The organism is Labrys sp. KB_33_2 (genome assembly GCF_052114505.1).
Taxonomy (GTDB): Bacteria; Pseudomonadota; Alphaproteobacteria; order Rhizobiales; family Labraceae; genus Labrys.
Window position 1 is genome coordinate 120,300 of sequence record NZ_JBFREW010000014.1, and the last position, 16,923, is coordinate 137,222.

Annotated in this window: 15 protein-coding genes; 6 read left to right on the plus strand and 9 right to left on the minus strand. The window is 64.6% G+C overall.

What is annotated here, in order from left to right; all coding sequences use genetic code 11:
• Positions 1-95 precede the first annotated feature (95 nt).
• The 6 genes from hpf to AB4037_RS24155 form a co-directional block, all read right to left on the minus strand.
• Complete coding sequence (gene hpf, locus AB4037_RS24130; RefSeq protein ID WP_434958224.1) at positions 96-677, minus strand: ribosome hibernation-promoting factor, HPF/YfiA family; 582 nt, start codon at positions 675-677, stop codon at positions 96-98.
• Positions 678-962: 285 nt separating this feature from the next.
• Positions 963-1,904, minus strand: a complete 942-nt coding sequence (locus AB4037_RS24135) for a 2-hydroxyacid dehydrogenase (RefSeq protein WP_441773234.1) — start codon at positions 1,902-1,904, stop codon at positions 963-965.
• A 336-nt stretch (positions 1,905-2,240) separates the two neighbouring features.
• On the minus strand, positions 2,241-2,864 hold the full coding sequence (locus AB4037_RS24140; protein WP_441773235.1) for a methylated-DNA--[protein]-cysteine S-methyltransferase: 624 nt from the start codon (positions 2,862-2,864) through the stop codon (positions 2,241-2,243).
• Between the two features lie 74 nt (positions 2,865-2,938).
• Positions 2,939-3,316 (minus strand): glyoxalase superfamily protein, encoded by a 378-nt coding sequence (locus AB4037_RS24145; RefSeq protein WP_441773236.1) that lies wholly within the window; start codon positions 3,314-3,316, stop codon positions 2,939-2,941.
• 103 nt (positions 3,317-3,419) lie between these two features.
• Entirely contained in the window at positions 3,420-3,956 is a 537-nt protein-coding gene (locus AB4037_RS24150; RefSeq protein WP_441773237.1) for a GNAT family N-acetyltransferase, read from the minus strand.
• Positions 3,957-4,877 carry a LysR substrate-binding domain-containing protein gene (locus AB4037_RS24155; protein WP_434958229.1) on the minus strand — a complete coding sequence of 307 codons (921 nt, stop codon included), beginning with the start codon at positions 4,875-4,877 and terminating at the stop codon, positions 3,957-3,959.
• A gap of 272 nt (positions 4,878-5,149) precedes the next feature.
• On the opposite strand from AB4037_RS24155, the gene ilvD reads away from it, so the two are divergent.
• From ilvD to AB4037_RS24170, 3 genes are all read left to right on the plus strand, one after another.
• Positions 5,150-6,823 carry a dihydroxy-acid dehydratase gene (ilvD, locus tag AB4037_RS24160; protein WP_434958230.1) on the plus strand — a complete coding sequence of 558 codons (1,674 nt, stop codon included), beginning with the start codon at positions 5,150-5,152 and terminating at the stop codon, positions 6,821-6,823.
• Between the two features lie 80 nt (positions 6,824-6,903).
• Positions 6,904-7,518, plus strand: a complete 615-nt coding sequence (locus tag AB4037_RS24165; RefSeq protein ID WP_441773238.1) for a TetR/AcrR family transcriptional regulator — start codon at positions 6,904-6,906, stop codon at positions 7,516-7,518.
• A 12-nt stretch (positions 7,519-7,530) separates the two neighbouring features.
• Positions 7,531-8,448 (plus strand): NAD(P)-dependent oxidoreductase, encoded by a 918-nt coding sequence (locus AB4037_RS24170; protein WP_434959703.1) that lies wholly within the window; start codon positions 7,531-7,533, stop codon positions 8,446-8,448.
• A gap of 11 nt (positions 8,449-8,459) precedes the next feature.
• Here AB4037_RS24170 and AB4037_RS24175 read toward each other — a convergent pair whose 3' ends face one another.
• The gene (locus AB4037_RS24175) at positions 8,460-9,230 is read right to left on the minus strand and encodes a mechanosensitive ion channel family protein (protein ID WP_434958232.1); all 771 of its coding nucleotides are present in this window, start codon (positions 9,228-9,230) and stop codon (positions 8,460-8,462) included.
• A gap of 529 nt (positions 9,231-9,759) precedes the next feature.
• Here AB4037_RS24175 and AB4037_RS24180 point away from each other — a divergent pair.
• Positions 9,760-10,095: a hypothetical protein gene (locus tag AB4037_RS24180; RefSeq protein WP_434958233.1), complete on the plus strand. Its 336-nt coding sequence runs from the start codon at positions 9,760-9,762 to the stop codon at positions 10,093-10,095.
• 48 nt (positions 10,096-10,143) lie between these two features.
• Here AB4037_RS24180 and AB4037_RS24185 read toward each other — a convergent pair whose 3' ends face one another.
• Positions 10,144-11,031, minus strand: coding sequence for a LysR family transcriptional regulator (locus AB4037_RS24185; protein WP_434958234.1), 888 nt, complete (start codon positions 11,029-11,031; stop codon positions 10,144-10,146).
• A 92-nt stretch (positions 11,032-11,123) separates the two neighbouring features.
• Between AB4037_RS24185 and tmpA the strand changes: the two genes are divergently transcribed.
• Both tmpA and tmpB read left to right on the plus strand, forming a co-directional pair.
• Positions 11,124-12,281 (plus strand): 2-trimethylaminoethylphosphonate dioxygenase, encoded by a 1,158-nt coding sequence (tmpA, locus tag AB4037_RS24190; RefSeq protein ID WP_441773239.1) that lies wholly within the window; start codon positions 11,124-11,126, stop codon positions 12,279-12,281.
• Positions 12,278-12,862: a (R)-1-hydroxy-2-trimethylaminoethylphosphonate oxygenase gene (tmpB, locus tag AB4037_RS24195; protein ID WP_434958236.1), complete on the plus strand. Its 585-nt coding sequence runs from the start codon at positions 12,278-12,280 to the stop codon at positions 12,860-12,862. Before tmpA ends, tmpB begins: the two co-directional genes overlap by 4 nt.
• Before the next feature lie 447 nt (positions 12,863-13,309).
• On the opposite strand, the gene AB4037_RS24200 is transcribed toward tmpB, so the two are convergent.
• Entirely contained in the window at positions 13,310-16,711 is a 3,402-nt protein-coding gene (locus AB4037_RS24200; protein WP_441773240.1) for an autotransporter outer membrane beta-barrel domain-containing protein, read from the minus strand.
• Positions 16,712-16,923: the final 212 nt, after the last annotated feature.

Sequence of the window (16,923 nt, forward strand, 5' to 3'; positions counted from 1 at the left end):
AGCCGGGAGCCCATGCGAAAGGGCCGGCTCAATAGCTTGGCGCCCGCCCCTTCAGAAATGTTCTTGGGAGGCGGGCGCTCGATCTGGTGGGCCTGTCAGGTCGACTCTGCCGTTGTCTGCGGCAGGTCGATCCAGCCAATATGGCCGTCGGGGCGGCGGTAAACCACGTTCACGCGGCCATGTCCAGCGTGGCGAAAAACGAGGGCGGCCGCACCGGTCAAATCGAGGTCGACAACGGCCTCGCTCACCGAAAGGCGCTTCATCTTGGTGGTGTTCTCGGCCACGATCACCGGCGTGAACTCCTCGGGAGATCCCTCCTCCTCGTTCGGCGCCGTGATGACGTAGTCGGTCGACTCGGCCGCGGTCGCGGTGTCCGGGCCGGCGTGATAGTCCTTGATGCGATGCTTGTAGCGCTTGAGACGCTTGGTCAGGCGTTCCGTCGCCAGATCGACGCTGGCGTGCGGGTCATGCGCCATCGATTCGGTCTGCAGGGTAAGCCCGGTGGGAAGGTGGATACGGCAATCGGTTCGGAAACCGGTGCCTTCCTTCTTCACGGTGACTTGGCCGGTGTAGGATTGGTCAAAATATTTCGACAGGCTCTCGGCAACCCTCGCCTGAACGTGGGTCCGCAATGCATCGCCAATGTCGAGATTTTGTCCTGAGACACGCAGCGTCATGCTTCGCTCCGCTTCTTGAGACACGCAGGCCGAAGGGCCGGCATCCGGGTGGTACCCCCTTGGACGTGTCGTCAGTTATGGCTTCCGTCAAACCCGAAGCMATAACTGACGACACACCCTGAGGTCGCCCCCAATTAGGTAAGACCGTATGGCGGCGGCGTCAACGTTACATTATTTTCACGACGTCGCCCGCGAGCAGAAATGCCCTTCCGCAAATAAAGTTCCAATCTCCGAATTTTCCTAGCGATATGAGTGCGTTATGAAGAATCGGAGGCGGTTTGCGGATCAATAATGCCGGGCGGCGTCCACAGGTGCCTCGAAGGGCAGCCCTCGCTCGTGACGCTCGATCTGGCGCAGCACGAAACGTCCCACCGCGTCTTCATCCGATATCGCCGAGTTGTGGGGCGTAATCGTCACGCGCGGATGCTCCCAGAGCGGGTTATCCACCGGAAGAGGCTCGGTCTCGAAGACATCGAGCGTCGCGGCCCGCAACACACCCTCGTCGAGCGCCGAGATGATGTCGGCCTCCACCTGCAGGCCGCCGCGGCCGGCATTCATCAGGATGGGCGCGCCGAGCACGCCATCATGGGCGAGCTTCTCGAACAGGGCCCGGTTGAGAATACCCTTGGTGGCCGGTGTCAGCGGCAGCAGGCTGACCAGCAGGTCGGTGCGGCCCAGGAAGGCATCGAGTTCGTCGCCGGCATAGGTCTTCACGCCTTCGATATGCTTGGGCGTCCGGCTCCAGCCGGCGACGTCGAAGCCCATGGTCTTGAGCTTGCCGAGGGCATCGACACCGAGCACGCCCAGGCCCATCACGCCCACCCGCAATTCATGGGCGGCCGGCGAGGGCATCACCTCGCGCCACAGTTTCTGGCGCTGCAGCAGATAGTAATCGCTCTGGTTGCGCAGATGGATGAGGGCATGCATCACCACCCATTCACTCATCCGGCCGGTGAGATTGTCGTCCACCACGCGGCCGAGCGGCACATTGGGAAGGGTCGGATCGGACAGGACGTGATCGACTCCCGCACCGAGCGAAACGATGCCCTTCAGATTGGGCAGACCAGCCAGCAGGCCCGGAGGCTGCTTCCACACGGCCGCATAGGTGATGTCGGCGGGATTGCCGACATCGGGCCAAGCCCTGATGTCGCGATCCGGCGCCAGGCGGCGCAGCCGCTCGAGCCAGGGCTCGACCTCCCACTGGGTGATGCACAAAAGTAGGGCCATGGGAGCGAGTCTCCTGGAGCAAAGCGCGTGTTTGCGATTCTTGCCGTTTCCGGCAAATCCCAAAAACGCCTTGGAAGAAAGGGTCCGCCTCTCATTACAGAGCAAGCGAGGCCCTGCAAAGCCAAAGACTCGATACGTGTTTGGAGCGCCTCATGGAATGGTGCAACCCTTGTCATTGCGCGGCTTGATCCGGCAATCCTGCCTTCCCTTTCAACAGGGGCGCGACGAAGAGCTGGATGCCCGGGTCAAGCCCGGGCATGACACGGGTCGGTGCCTTTATCGTTTTCGATCAAGCGCGCGGTCACGCCGTCAATCATGAGGTGCTGCTCCAGGCGATCAGTTCCAGCGGCGCTCGTGCTCGATCAGCCAGCGCTTGCGCCAGATGCCGCCGCCATAGCCGGTGAGCGCGCCGTCGGAGCCGACCAGGCGGTGGCAGGGCACGACGATGGCGAACGGATTGGCGCCATTGGCCCGCGCCACGGCCCGGAAGGCGGAGGGTCGCTCCAATCGCCCGGCGAGGGCGGCATAGGAAAGGCAGATCCCGGCCGGAATCTGCCTCAGCTCCTGCCAGACCTGCCTGGTGAAGTCCGAACCATGCAAGGCGAGCGGCGTGGCGAAAACCGGCGAGCGGCCGGCGAAATAGTCGGCGAGCTCGGCCTCGATTTTGTCGATCGCCGCCGACCGCCCGAAGGCGATGGCCGAGCGGGCCGCCTTGCGCAGGCGCGCGAGCTCACCCGGCAGGGCCTTGCGGTCGAAGAACTCGACGAGATGCAGGGCATGGCGATCGCCGACCGCCAGCATGGCGCCGATGGGTGTGTCGATCCAGTCCGCCTTGAGCAGGTCGCGCCCCTTGAGTTGGGGAGGGGTCTCCTCCACTGCGCGAATCAAGGCTTCGCGCACCTCCTGTTGGCGCATCGAGCCCGCCTCGGCCCAGCCACCCTCCTCGCTCCACGCATGCATGCCAAACAGTCCTGCCTCGAAAGATGCGAGAATGGGTTGCCGGCCTGGTGCCGGCAACCCGATTCCTGCGGCGATTACAGGGACTGCCCGACATCGATGCGGTTGCCGTCCGGATCCTCGAAGACGAAGGCCCGCAGGCCGTAATCCTTGTCCTGCAGGCGCTTGACGATCCGCCGGCCGTCGGCCTCGCACAGGGCATGGAGGGCATCGGCATCATCGACCATCAGATGCGCCACGTTGAAGGGTGCCGCCTTGTGGCCCGGCTGCAGCGTCAGATGCAGCTCGGCGCCTTCCCGCTTGAGGATCATGAAGCCGACCGGATTGCCGTTTTCGAAGGTCTTGGCGAACCCGAGGACGCCGACATAGAAATCGTGGGCGCGCTGGATGTCCTTGACAGGCAAGGTGGCGGCGATCCGCCCGAAGCGAATGCCGTGTGGGGCGATGTCATTCATCGCTCAACCTCGATCTTTGGAGCGTGCGGAACCCTTCGCGGACGGTGCCGGAACGACCCCACGCTCCCATGTTGAAATCGGTGAGGCGGTGCCCACGCGCTCATCATAACGACGGCGTTCCCGACGTTGTAGAGCCTTCCTCGTCGTCACCGAGAAAACGTATCATCAGCGCCTCGTCGACATAGCCGTTCCCGGTCTTGAGCGCGCGTGGCTCGACGCCATAGATCTCGAAGCCGAGCCGGAGGTAGAGCGCCAGGGCATCGTCATTGCCTTGCACGACAGCCAGGAGCAATTGTTCCACCTCGCCACGCGCGGCCCCGATCACCGCCTGCATCAGCGCACCGGCAATGCCCTGCCCCCGCCACTGCGGCTCGACATAGACGCCCCAGACACTGCCCTTGTGCTTGTCCTTGAGGCCGTCATGGCGCCGATAGCCGGCCATGCCGACGATTTGACCATCCCTATGGGCTCCGAACACTGCGGCCTGGGACAGCCGTTCGGCGAAGGCCGCTGCCGGCCTGACGACCTCGGCCGCATAGGTGCTGCCGAAGGCATCCGGCGCCGTGGCAAGCGCGGCGAGGCGAATGGTGCGATAGTCGTCGCCATCGGCGGGGCCGAGACGTCGGATGATGACGGACATTCAGAGTGCTTCCTTCCAGATTGCTTCCTTCTCCGCCACTTCCAGGAAACGCCGCAAGGCCGGTGCGCGATCTTCGAGACGCCAGGCGAGCCCGGTCTCGATCACCGGCGCGGCATCCCGCAGGGCCAGATAGCGCACGCCCTGGCGCTGCAGGCGTTGCAGCGATCGCGGCACCAGCGCCAGCCCCATGCCGGCGGCGACGAGGCTGATGATCGTCTGCATCTGGATCGCCTCCTGCTTGACCGGCAGGGTCGCGCCATGCGCGGCATAATAACCGGAGACGATGTCATGGAAAGAAGGGGCGCTGCGTCGCGGAAACAGGATCAGGGGTGCCGCCACCAGGGCGTCGATCGGCAGCCCCTGCCCCGTAAAACCGGCTCGTCCCTGCTCGATCCAGGCCTCGGGCACGGCCGCGACCAGCGGTTCGCGCAGCAGCGGCCGGTAATCGAGTGCCCCGGGCAGGCTGGTGCGCGAAGAGGCGATCACCATGCCGACATCGACCTTGTCTTCCAGCAGCGCCTCGATCTGGAGGTCGCTGGTCATTTCCGTGAGTGCCAGTTCCACGGCCGGGTACCGTTCCCGGAACGCGCTGACCAGGCCCGGCAGCAGGCTGTAATCGGCGGTGCTGACGAAAGCGAGCCGCAACAGACCCGCTTCCCCGCGCGACAGGCGGCGGGCCATGTCGGGCAGGCCATTGGCGTCCTCCAGCACCCGCCGGGCATGAACCTGCCATGCACGCCCGACCGGTGTGAGCGCGACATGGCGCTTGGTGCGGGCGAACAGCTTGACTCCGAGCTCCGCCTCCAGCGCCTGGATGGCCTGACTGAGCGGCGGCTGCGTCATTGCCAGCCGCTCGGCGGCACGGCCGAAATGCAGCTCTTCCGCCACGGTCAGGAAATAGCGCAGCTGCCGCAGATCCATGCGGGCTCCTTCTATCGGTTTGGTCCCTTGCCCCCTTGCGGGATCTGGCACTTCCAAGGGAAGTGCCTTAGGTGGCGGCAGCCGGATGAGGGGTTTTCACCACGCCTATCCAAGAAGCGCCGACTCCCCTCATCCGCCCCATTCTCGTCGCTGCTTTTTCATATCTTTTACGACCTAATATAGCCAGAAACATATATTTTACCAACGATTGGAACGGCTCTAGCATGGGCGGGATTTTGAATGCGGGCCTTGCCCCGCCAATGGAGGATCCCATGCCGATCAACGAGCGCTCCCGGCACATCACGGAAGGCGTCGCCCGCTCCCCCAACCGGGCCATGTATTATGCTCTAGGCTACGAAAAGGCCGATTTCGACAAGCCGATGATTGGCATCGCCAACGGCCATTCCACCATCACGCCCTGCAATGCCGGCCTGCAGCCACTGGCCGATGCCGCTGTGGCCGCCATCAAGGCTGCCGGCGGCAATCCGCAGCTCTTTGGCACCCCAACCATCTCGGACGGCATGTCGATGGGCACCGAAGGCATGAAATATTCGCTGGTCTCGCGCGAGGTCATCGCCGATTGCGTCGAAACCTCGGTGCAGGGCCAGTGGATGGACGGCGTGCTGGTGCTCGGGGGCTGCGACAAGAACATGCCAGGCGGCATGATCGGCATCCTGCGTGCCAATGCCCCGGCGATCTATGTCTATGGCGGCACCATCAAGCCGGGCCGCTGGAAGGGCCAGGACCTTTCGATCGTCTCCGCCTTCGAGGCGGTGGGCTCCTTCATGGCGGGTACGATGAGCCAGGAGGATTTCGACGGCATCGAGCGCAATGCCTGCCCGTCCACGGGCTCCTGCGGCGGCATGTATACCGCCAACACCATGAGCTCGTCCTTCGAGGCGCTCGGCATGTCGCTGCTCAATTCGGCCAATATGGCCAACCCTGATCGGGAAAAGCTCGACAGCGCCGCCGAATCCGGCCGCGTGCTGGTCGAGGCGGTGAGAAAGGGCATCAAGCCGCGCGACATCGTCACGCGCAAGGCCATCGAGAACGCCGTGGCGCTGATCATGGCGACCGGCGGCTCGACCAATGCCGTGCTGCATTTTCTCGCCATCGCCCATGCCGCTGAAGTGGAATGGACGCTCGACGATTTCGAGCGCATGCGCCGCAAGGTGCCGGTGATCTGCGACCTCAAGCCCTCGGGCAAATATATGGCCGTCGATCTGCACAAGGCCGGCGGCGTGCCGCAGGTGCTCAAGCTCCTGCTCAATGCCGGTCTCATCCATGGCGACTGCCTCACCATCACCGGCCGTACCCTGGCCGAGGAATTGGCGCAGGTGCCGGACGCGCCGCGCGCCGACCAGGACGTCATCCGCCCGATCGACAAGGCGATCTATCGTGAAGGCCACCTCGCCATCCTCAAGGGCAATCTCGCGGAGGGCGGCGCCGTCGCCAAGATCACCGGCCTGAAGAGCCCCTATATCAGCGGGCCGGCGCGCGTGTTCGACGACGAGAAGTCGGCTATGGACGCGATTCTATCGGACGCGATCAAACCCGGCGATGTCGTGGTGCTGCGCTATCTCGGCCCCAAGGGCGGGCCCGGCATGCCGGAAATGCTGGCGCCGACCTCGGCCATCATCGGCCGTGGCCTCGGCGACAGCGTCGGCCTGATCACCGATGGCCGTTTTTCGGGAGGCACCTGGGGCATGGTGGTCGGTCATGTCACGCCGGAAGCCTATGAGGGCGGCACCATCGCCCTCGTCCAGGAAGGCGACACCATCACCATCGACGCCCGCCGCCAGAGCCTGGAACTGGAAGTCGACGACGCCGAACTCGCCAGGCGCCGCGCCGCCTGGCGCCAGCCCGCCCCCCGCTATACGCGCGGCGTGCTCGCCAAGTTCGCGGCACTCGCCCGGCCGGCCAGCGAAGGGGCGGTCACGGGCTGAAGCGGGAAGAGGCGGACTGGAAGTCCGCTCTTTTCATGAAATGACTTGATTAGGAAACGGTCATTTCCTAATCTCGCCGCATGTCCATTCCCCTTCCCGCTCCCCAGCGCCAGGCCGGCCGCCCCCGGGAGTTCGATCTCGAGGCCGCGCTCGACAAGGCCATTGTCGCCTTTCGCGAGCGTGGCTATCACGCCGCCTCGATCGCCGATCTCGGCAAGGCGATGGATCTGACCGCGGGCAGCCTCTACAAGGCCTTCAAGGACAAGCGCTCCCTCTTCGTGGCGGCGCTCGAACGCTATACCTCACTGCGCAATATCGGCCTGCGCGCCCGCATCGCGGGACTGGCCACCGGGCGCGAAAAGTTGCGTGCCGTGCTCGATTTCTATGTCGATTCCGCCCATGACCTCGAAGGGCGCCGCGGCTGCCTGGTCGTCGGCAGCGCCGTCGAACTGGTGACCCTCGACGAGGATCTCGCCGACCTGGTCTCGCTGGCCCTGCGCCGCAACGAGGCGCTGCTGATCGAGCTGATCCGGCAGGGGCAGGCGGATCGCTCCGTCAATCCGTATCTCGGCGCCCATCAGGCGGCTCGCACCATCCTGTGCATCCTGCTCGGCATGCGCGTGGTCGGCAAGACCGGCCGCCGGCATGGCGACATGGCGGATATCGTGGATCTCGCGCTGAAAGTGCTCGACTGATTTTTTTAGCCAATTCGGAAACGATCATTTCCAATTAAGGAGTTCTCGATCATGCAAGTCGGTTTTCTCGGTCTGGGTACCATGGGCTTCCCCATGGCCGCCAATCTGGTCAAGGCGGGCAACCGCGTGCGGGCATGGAATCGTTCGCAGGAGCCGGTTGCCCGCCTCGCGGCGCTGGGGGCCGAACGGGCCGCCTCGCCGGCCGATGCGGCTGATGGCGCCGAGGTGCTGATCGCCATGCTGGCCGATGACGAGGCGAGCCGGGACGTCCTGCTCGGCCAAGGCGCGCTGGACGCCCTCGGCAAGGGCGCCGTCGTCGTGAACATGGCGACCGTCTCCGTCGCCTTTACCCAAGACATCGCCGTCGAGCACGCAGCCCGCGGCCTCTCTTACATCGCCGCTCCGGTGCTCGGGCGCGTGAACGTGGCGGAGGCCGGCCAGCTCAACATCCTCGCGGCCGGCGATACCGACCAGCTCGACCGGGTCCAGCCCTTGTTCGACGTGCTGGGCCAGAAGACCTGGCGTTTCGGCGACCGGCCGGAACAGGCGGCCGCGGTAAAGCTGGCCGCCAATTTCATGATCGCCAGCGCCATCGAGACCATGGCCGAGGCGGCCACGCTGGCAACGGGGCACGGCGTCGCCAAGGCTGCCTTCCTGGAGATGCTGACCTCCACCATCTTCGCCGCGCCGCCCTATAAGGGCTATGGCGCCGCCATCGCGGAGGAGCGCTTCGAGCCCGCCGGCTTCAAGCTGTCGCTCGGCCTGAAGGATGTGCGTCTGGCCCTGGCGGCGGCTGATGCCGTCAACGTGCCGCTGCCCTTCGCCGGCGTGCTGCGCGACAACCATCTCGACGCCCTCGCCCATGGCGAAGGCCATCTCGACTGGGCCGCACTCTCACGCGTCGCCGAACGGCGTGCCGCGCAACGCTGACCCGCCTGCGATCAGGCCGCGGCGGCGGAAGTCAGCGCCGCCGCGGCCCGCTGCACGATCTCGGCCTTGAGTCCATCGGCGTCCGCCGCCTTGGCCCAGGCCTGCACCGCCACGTCGACGCCCTTGTCTGTGAAGCCGGACAGCACGATCGAGGCCGCGGGCAGCGGCAGCACGCGGCTGTCGCGGCTGAGGAAATCGCGGATCGCGCCCGAAACCGCCTCGGCATTGCCGCCATAGGGCACGGGCACCTTCACATTGACGCTGCGGGTGGGATAGGCCGAGACATTGGTGATCGGCGAGCCCCAGACCTGCCCGTTCGGAATGAGAACCTGCACATTGTCGCCGCTGGCGAGCTCGGTCATGAACAGATTGAGGTTCTTGACCGTGCCGGCCTTGCCGGCCACCTCGATGCTGTCGCCGAGCTGGAAGGGACGGAACAACAGCAGCATCACGCCGGCCGCCATGTTGGAGAGCGTGCCCTGCAGGGCCAGGCCGATGGCCAGCGAAGCAGCGCCCAGCACGGCCACCAGGCTGGTGGCCTGGATGCCGATAACCTGCAGGATCAGGATGAAGACCAGCAGCAGCACGCCATAGCGCACCAGGCTCGACAGGAAGGCCGTGACGATCGGATCCATGCGCGAGGTCGCCGTCAGGGTCCTGGCGGTCAGGCGCTCCAGCATGCCGGCGGCCCACCAGCCGATCAGCGTGATCACCAGCGCCCCCAGGCAGTTGATGCCATAGAGGATGAACAGGTTTCCTAATCCATTGAGATCGATCGGCAAGGATAGCCTCCTGGGGTGGGCAGCGGGGGCACCCCGATAGCACAACGGTGCGACAGGCCTAAAGCGTTTTGCGATTTACCGGCATCGGCCGTACTTACCAAGACCCGCCGAAACAAGGCTCGGAGCATGTATTCGGGCTCTCTTTGCGCCAGGCCGATGGTCATGGAATCATTGCAGTCACCGTCTCAACCGACATGCGGGCGAGGTCTGGAAACAAGGCCGTGATTCGGGTAGCAGGCCTCGCCGGGTCGTTTGGATACAACCACAGGTCGCAGACATCCTGACAACCTAATACCGTTGACTATCATGGCAATGCAAATCTCGGCGCCTGGATAACTAACAAGTATTAAGTCGCGGCTTTCATTCGCTAATCCGTCTGGTCAACTTCCAGAGGTAGGAAATTACGGAGTATGCTGCCGGACAGATAAGTTCGAATCATCTCTCAAGCTTACGGGGGAATACTATGCGTTTCCTGTTCCTTCCCCGAGTCACGAGAACACATTATCCGTTCCTCGAAGAATTATTGTCCTTGCATATACCTTATGCGGAGTGGCTGCGCCTGGTGGCTGACTGGCGGGAGGCAGGCAAGGCGCAAAGCTTTACCGTCCGCTACATGACGGTTAATCCCTATGAATTGCGCCGCTGGCTGCCGGCTGGCCCGGCACCCGCCACCCTCGCTCAATTGCTGCAATTCACCGACTGGGTCGGCAATGGCCGGCTGGGCGACCCCTTCGCCTCCGCAACGGTGCCCGGCAATCTGGACACGCGGCATCCCGGCGGCACGCCTCGATCGGGCGGCCCGTCCGGCCCTTCGTGGGAAGCTCGTGAGGAAAACCGGATCCCGCTGCGGGTCGCCACTCCCTGACGCACTGCGCTGCTGCATGCAAGCCGTCAGGCCTTGAGCCAAGCTGGCTCAGGCCCGGGGCTTTGCTTCGTCCAGAATCCAGTCCAGCACGGCCTGCTCATGCGGTGCAAGCGCCCGGCCGGCCGGGCTGGTAATGAAATGGCCGCGCTCGCCGGCGAGTTCGAGGTCCGACAGCGGCTGGAGCCGGCCTTCCGCAAGCGCCGTATCCGCCAGCGGCCGCGAGGCCAGCACCACGCCGGCACCGGCCTTGGCCGCCTCCAGCGCCACCACGAAACTGTCGAAGACCAGGGCGGGCCGACCGGGCGCCACGATGCCGGCTCGCGCGAACCAGTCCGACCACATTTCGCGGCCACCGGCGACCGAGAGCAGAGGCAGCTGTGGCCACTGCCCCGGGTCGGCCAGCCCGGCCAGCACAGCAGGTGCCGCCGCCGGCACCAGGCGTTCCCAAATCAGGCGATGGCTGTCGCGCCCTTCGAACGCGCCGATGCCGAAGCGGATGTCGAAGCCTTCGCGGTCATCCGCATAGTCGGCGGGGACATGCACCGTCGATAGGGCCAGGCGGATCTGCGGAAAAGCAGCGGCAAAGGCCGGAATGCGCGGCGCCAGCCAAAGCAGGGCAAAGGAGATCGGGCAGCGCAGGCCGACACTCTGCCCGGCTCGCCGCCCGAACAATTCGGTGGTGCTGCGGGCCAGCGAGCGAAAGACACCCTGGATATGGGGCAGGTAGGCACCGGCCTCCGCCGTCAGTTCCACGCCCCGCCGCTGGCGGATGAACAGCGCGGCGCCGAGTTCGGCCTCCAGATTGCGGATATGCTGGCTGACGGCGGCCTGGGTCAGGCCGAGCTCCTCGCCGGCCGCCGTGAAATTGAGATGGCGGGCGCAAGCCTCGAAGGTGCGCAGCCAGACGAGCGGCGGAAGACGAGACGATTCTGCCATAATTGAAACGATGTCAACTGCACAGTTTTCATTGTTTGTACGATGACAGAGGCTTTCGCACAATAGCCGCCATCGAGACGGGAGACCATGCGATGAAGGCGGAAACACTTGAGATCCTGGACGCGGGCCGTGCCCTGCGCGTCAATTGGGGCAATGGCGAAAGCCACCGCTTCCACGCGATCTGGCTGCGCGACAATGCCCTCGATCCGCGCACCCGCAGCAGTACCAATGGCCAGCGCCTGATCACGGTACTCGACATTCCGGCTGATACCGTGATCGCTTCCGCCGTGCTTGCCGCACAGGGCGATGTCAGCATCACCTTCGCGCCTGAGCAGCACGAGGCCGTCTTTCCGGGCAGTTGGCTTCACGAACGCCGCTACGACAAGCCGGCGCCCGGCGCACCGGGCTGGCTCGGCCCGCGAATCGAGCCCTGGGACGCCGCCCTGCAAGGCCAGGTTCCGACCGCCTCCTATGACCGCCTGCGCCAGGACCGGGCTGCGCTCGGCACTTGGCTCGGCGCGGTCGAGCGCCATGGCTTTGCCGTGGTCACGGGCATGCCCATCGATTCGGGCAGGCTGTGCGAGGTCGCCGAACTGTTCGGCTATGTGCGCGAGACCAATTACGGCCGCTTGTTCGAGGTGCGCGCCGAGGTCAACCCCACCAATCTCGCCTATACCAATCTCGGTCTGCAGGCCCATACCGACAATCCCTATCGCGATCCCGTGCCGACGCTGCAATTGCTGGCCTGCCTGGAGAACTCAGTCGAGGGTGGCGATTCCATCGTGGTCGACGGCTTTGCCGCTGCCAGGCGCCTGCAGGCCGAAGATCCGAAAGCCTTCGATCTCCTCAGCCGCCATGCCGTGCGCTTCGAATATGTCGGTTCGTCCGGGGTGTGCCTGCGCTCCAAGCGCCCCTTCATCGAACTGGGGCCGGATGGCGAGATGATCGCCATCCGGTTCAACAACCGCTCGGCAGCCGCCTTCACCGACGTGCCCTATGCGGAGATGGCCGCCTTCTATGCTGCCTATCGACGTTTTGCCGAAATCCTGGAGGATCCCGCCATGGAAGTGAGCTTCAAGCTCAAGCCTGGCGAGCTCTTCATCGTCGACAACACCCGGGTCATGCATGCGCGCAAAGCCTTTTCGGGCAGCGGCAAGCGCTGGCTCCAGGGCTGCTATGCCGACAAGGACGGCCTGCTTTCCACCCTTGCGGCCATTCGGACCGAAACCCGCCTGGAGGCCGCCGAATGACGACGCCAGTTCTCGACACTACCACCATCGTGCCCTTCCTCGCCGGCATCTTCGAACGGCGCGGTGCCGAGGAATATCTCGGCGAGCCCGTGACCATGGCCGAGCATATGCTGCAAGGCGCCTGGTTCGCCGAACAGGATGGCGCCAGTGACGAGTTGGTCGCCGCCGCTTTGCTGCACGATGTCGGCCATTTCACCAGCGAGTTCGGCGCCTACTCCCCCGACGACACCGAGGACAAGCATCACGACGATGCTGGCGCCGAGGTGCTGGCACCATTCTTCCCGCCGGTGATCACCGAATGCGTGCGGCTGCATGTGGCGGCCAAGCGCTATCTGTGCGCAACCGATCCGAGCTACGACGCCAAGCTCTCTCCCGCCTCGCGCCATACGCTGTCGCTGCAGGGCGGCCCGATGAACGAGGCGGAGATTGCGCAATTCCGTTCCAGCCCCTTCTACAAGGAGGCCGTGCGGGTCCGGCTCTGGGACGAGGCGGGCAAGGTCGCCGGTCTGAAGACCCGCAGCTTCGGCGACTATGCCCCGCTATTGCAGCGCGTGGTCGACCGCTTCCTGGCCGCATCCTGAGCTGCTCGGTTCTTCCAGATACGCTCGAATTGAGCGACGATGGAGAGGCGAGGCCGTGCATTTTGGGGCATGTCAGGTTCGATCGGGAGAAACTGCATAACGAGCTATCTCAAGCTCCTTCCGATCAGAGAAATCAGAAAGAACGACAAGATACAGTAGAGCAAAAAATAAGATGACAAGGTCATTCCTTACCCTCACTGGTTGTTATTCCTGATTGCCACGGCAATGCTGCCACGACAAAGCTTTGAGCCTATCAACCCGCATTCATTACCAAGACTTGAGATCAATCAAGGCCTCCTGCGAGCTGACCGAAGCACCCGGAATTACAAAGACATGTCGAAACGAAGAGTGAGGGCAATGGAGCGCTCAACTGTGAACGCTCATTGCTTCGAAGCACGCTTGTCTTTTACTCCGGGCGACACGGCATAAAGCCGCTCCGGGCGGCGCTTACCAGCGGTAACGCAAACCCGCGGTACCCTTGAGGGTGTAGTTGTCGCCCCCCTTGCCGGACAGGGCCATGGCATAGGAGGCCTCGCCATAGGCGCTCCAGTTCTTGCTCCAGGCATAGGTTGCGCCGGCGCCGACCTCGCCCCACAGGCGGCGATTGCTCTGCACCAGCGAGGCTCCGGACACCTTCACGCTCCTGCCCTTCAGGAACTCGTAGGTGAGGTTGGCGATGCCGTAGAACTGCAGGCGCGCCGTCTGGCCATTGGCATCCTGCCAGCTCGACAAATGTTCCAGCCGGATGCCGGCGCGGCCCTGGAGGCTGTCGCCCCGGCCGAGCGCGATGCGGTTGCCCAGATTGTCGGTGAAGCTGGAGAAATCGACATGGGTCCAGGCGAGCTGCGCCTGCGGCACCACTGCCCAGCCCGAGCCGAGCTCGTAGCGCTTGCCAACTTCCAGGCTCGCCGCACTCGACCAGCCCTGGTTGCGGCCGTTCTTGTTCGACAGGCTCGAATCGTACCAGGTGAACTGGCCGATGGCGTCGGCATAGAGACCGTCATGACCGAGCCAGGTCAGGTTGGCGCCGATGCCATAGCCGTGCGTGGTGATCCGGCCCTTGGCCCGGGCTGCGCCCGTCACCGGGTCGTTGCTTACATCGATGCGGGCCGTCGAGGTGCCGATGATCGCATAGGCGCCGATGGTGAGGTCGCCCGCCGCGGTCTCCTTGGCCACGCCTTCATAGCCGGCCTGCAGGAAGCCGATGCTCTGATTGTAGGCCGAGCCCGTCCTGGGCGCGAAGGAGGAATACTGCCCTCCCATCCGCCCCCAGGCACCCTGGCCGATCAGCGCCGGCCCGCCCTTGGCATAGGCCATGGCTCCAGCGGGCGGCAGATTGGCCGCAACCGCGGCCGTACCATCGGGCCAGATGCGGTTGCCGGTGCGCTGCTGCAGGGTGCCGAGCGTCGCCTGCGCGAAGTTCGACAGCACGTCCGCATAGGGCAGGGCCGTCTGGCTGTTGGGCGATAGCTTACCGGTCGAGCGCAGATACCAGTTCTGATTGCCCGCATCGGCGCCCACGCCGCCGAGATAGAGGTTGTAATCATAGGCGCCCGCCGCCACGGCAGCGCCGAGGCTGAAGGCGCCGGCCTGCGAGGTGCCGCCGACCTGGATGACCTCGATGCCGTTGGCCGTGGTCGCCGCGCCGGGGCCGGCGGGGCTGGTGGTGTTGTGGATATTGAGCGTCGTCGTCCCAGAGACATTGCCGTTGACGATCAATTTGTCGGTCGGGGAATTGTCCGAGGCCAGATAGGTGTTGAGCTCGAGCGTACCGCCATTGCCAACATAATCTCCGGCCACCGTCAGGGTTGTGCCTGCCAGACCGCCTTTCAGATTGGTAGCGACAATGCCGGCATTGGTCAGTGACTTCACGGTCTGGTTGAAGCCATTGGCATCCAGCGTGGCGGCCGTGACATTGACGTCGGAATTCGGGCTGAAGGCATTGGCGGCCCCCGCCTGCAGCATGCCGGCCGAAACGGTGGTCAGGCCGTAATAGCTGCTCTGCCCCGTCAGGACGGTGGTGCCGCTGTTCATCTGGTTGACGGCGAGCTTGTAGTCCGGCGAGGCGCTGGTCATCGCCGGCGTGAAGGTGATGTCGTCGGTGTGGTTGAAGTTGATCGTCGCGCCAGTCTGGGAATAGCTGGTGACCTTGCCGGCCGTCAGGTTCCCGGCGAGGCCGCCCGTGCCGATATTGATGGTGCCGGTGCCATTGGGCGAGAAGCCGCCGCCGACGCCGACCGTGCCCGTGACGGAGGCAAGACCGCCATCGGTGAGGTTGACGACGCCGGTGGCGCCGCTATTGCCGACCGACATGTCGCCGGTCACGGCCAGGGACGAGCCCGTGCCGGTGACGGTGACGGTACCGTCGGAGCCGTCAAAGCGGGCGATCGTGGTGTTGCCGCTGGTGACCTTGGCGCCGTCCTCGATCGTCAGGCCGGCCTTGCCATTGTCGCCGACGACGAGGGTGCCGGTATTCTCCCAGCTGGAGCCCGCGCCGGAGACCTTGACCGTGCCGTTGGAGGCGACGCCCGTGTTGCTGACCAACTGGCCAAGCGTCGCGGAGGCACTCTTCAGCTTGCCGCCATCCTCGACCGTGAGGCTTGCGGTGCCGAGGCGTCCGACGATCAACTCGCCGGTCGTCGTCCAGCTCGAGCCCGTGCCGCTCACCGTGGCGGTGGTGTCGGAGCCTTCGTAATAGCTCAGATGGGTGATGCCGCTCTCGATCGCGCCGCCCGCCGTCACATCGACGGTGGTTGTGCCGTACAAGATCGAGAGCTGGTTCGACGCCACGAGCTTGGAGCCCTCGCCCGTGACGTTGATCGCGCTCGGCCCGTAGCCATTGTAGCAATTGACACAGAAGAAGCCGGTTTCGGCCTGGCCACCATCCTCGAGGTTGAGTGTACTCGATTCCATCGTCAGGCCACTGGTGGCGGTCCATTTGGAGCCGGTGCCAGTGATGGTCACGAGCGAGGGCGTGCCGGCGTAGCCGATGGAGCCGGACGTGGTGTTGACCTGGCCGGCGTCTTCGATGAGGAGCGATGCCTGGCCGCCCGGCGGGCCATTGGGATTGTAGTATTCTCCGCCGACCGTCACGCTGTAGGAATCCCAGGCCGAACCCGCGCCGGTCACGACCATCGTCGAACCGGTGGCGCCGGGGCTGTTGGCGATCGTGACGAAGGAGGAACTCGAGGCCTTGGCGCCATTCTCGATGCGCAGCGAGCCCTGGCCGGCATCGCCGACGAACAGATAGGTACCGGCATCGAAGCTCGAGCCGCTTCCCGTCACCACCACCGAGCCGTTCGAACCGGCCTGCTGGCCTATGGTCGTCTGGGCAGGGGTATTCGGCGGATTAGCATTGGTGACGCTGCCGCCGTTTTCGATCCTCAGCGAGCCCGTGCCGGAGGCGCCAATCACCAGCGTGCCGTTCGATGTCAGGCTGGACCCGGTTCCCGACACGGTCGCGTTTCCGTTCGAGCCTGCAAAATTGCCAATGATAACGGTGCTGCCGGTGGCCTTGCCACCATCACTGACGTTGAGAGTGCCCTTGCCGGAGCCGCCGACGACGAGCGAGCCTGTCGACGTCATGGTGGAGCCCGTTCCGGTGACGGTCGCGATTCCCGTCGAGTTTGCGAGCTGACCTATAGTGGTCGAGCTGGCCTTGGTCTGGCCGCCGCCGCTGAGGTTGAGATTGCCGGTTCCGGAGCGGCCCACCGCCAGGACGCCGTTGACGTTGACGCTGCCGCCGGCAAGGACATTGACCGTTCCTGTATTGGGCATGCCAATGAAGAGGTTGCCCACATTCCACGGGCTCGGTTGCGTGCCGGGAACATCCACGGTCTGGTTGTTCACCACCGCGTTCTGAGCGTGCGCACCGTTCCAGGGAACCAGCGCGAGAAGGCAACTCGCCGCACCTGCGGCGAGCTTGATCGGTTGCTGTCTTCGCCCAGCAGGAGATGCGCTCGGAGAACCGAGAAGTTTCTTACGTCGAGTTGCCATTTTTTGAAGATTTGACCAGTTGGTGTAATCGCGCACATATCGAGGCTGGCGACATACGCGCATGT

Coding starts and splice junctions, on each gene's coding strand:
- hpf (WP_434958224.1), bottom strand. CDS start 677: ATGACGCTGCGTGTCTCAGGACAAAATCTCGACATTGGCGATGCATTG.
- AB4037_RS24165 (WP_441773238.1), top strand. CDS start 6,904: ATGTCCATTCCCCTTCCCGCTCCCCAGCGCCAGGCCGGCCGCCCCCGG.
- AB4037_RS24150 (WP_441773237.1), bottom strand. CDS start 3,956: ATGTCCGTCATCATCCGACGTCTCGGCCCCGCCGATGGCGACGACTAT.
- AB4037_RS24145 (WP_441773236.1), bottom strand. CDS start 3,316: ATGAATGACATCGCCCCACACGGCATTCGCTTCGGGCGGATCGCCGCC.
- AB4037_RS24140 (WP_441773235.1), bottom strand. CDS start 2,864: ATGCATGCGTGGAGCGAGGAGGGTGGCTGGGCCGAGGCGGGCTCGATG.
- tmpA (WP_441773239.1), top strand. CDS start 11,124: ATGAAGGCGGAAACACTTGAGATCCTGGACGCGGGCCGTGCCCTGCGC.
- ilvD (WP_434958230.1), top strand. CDS start 5,150: ATGCCGATCAACGAGCGCTCCCGGCACATCACGGAAGGCGTCGCCCGC.
- AB4037_RS24135 (WP_441773234.1), bottom strand. CDS start 1,904: ATGGCCCTACTTTTGTGCATCACCCAGTGGGAGGTCGAGCCCTGGCTC.
- AB4037_RS24155 (WP_434958229.1), bottom strand. CDS start 4,877: ATGGATCTGCGGCAGCTGCGCTATTTCCTGACCGTGGCGGAAGAGCTG.
- tmpB (WP_434958236.1), top strand. CDS start 12,278: ATGACGACGCCAGTTCTCGACACTACCACCATCGTGCCCTTCCTCGCC.
- AB4037_RS24185 (WP_434958234.1), bottom strand. CDS start 11,031: ATGGCAGAATCGTCTCGTCTTCCGCCGCTCGTCTGGCTGCGCACCTTC.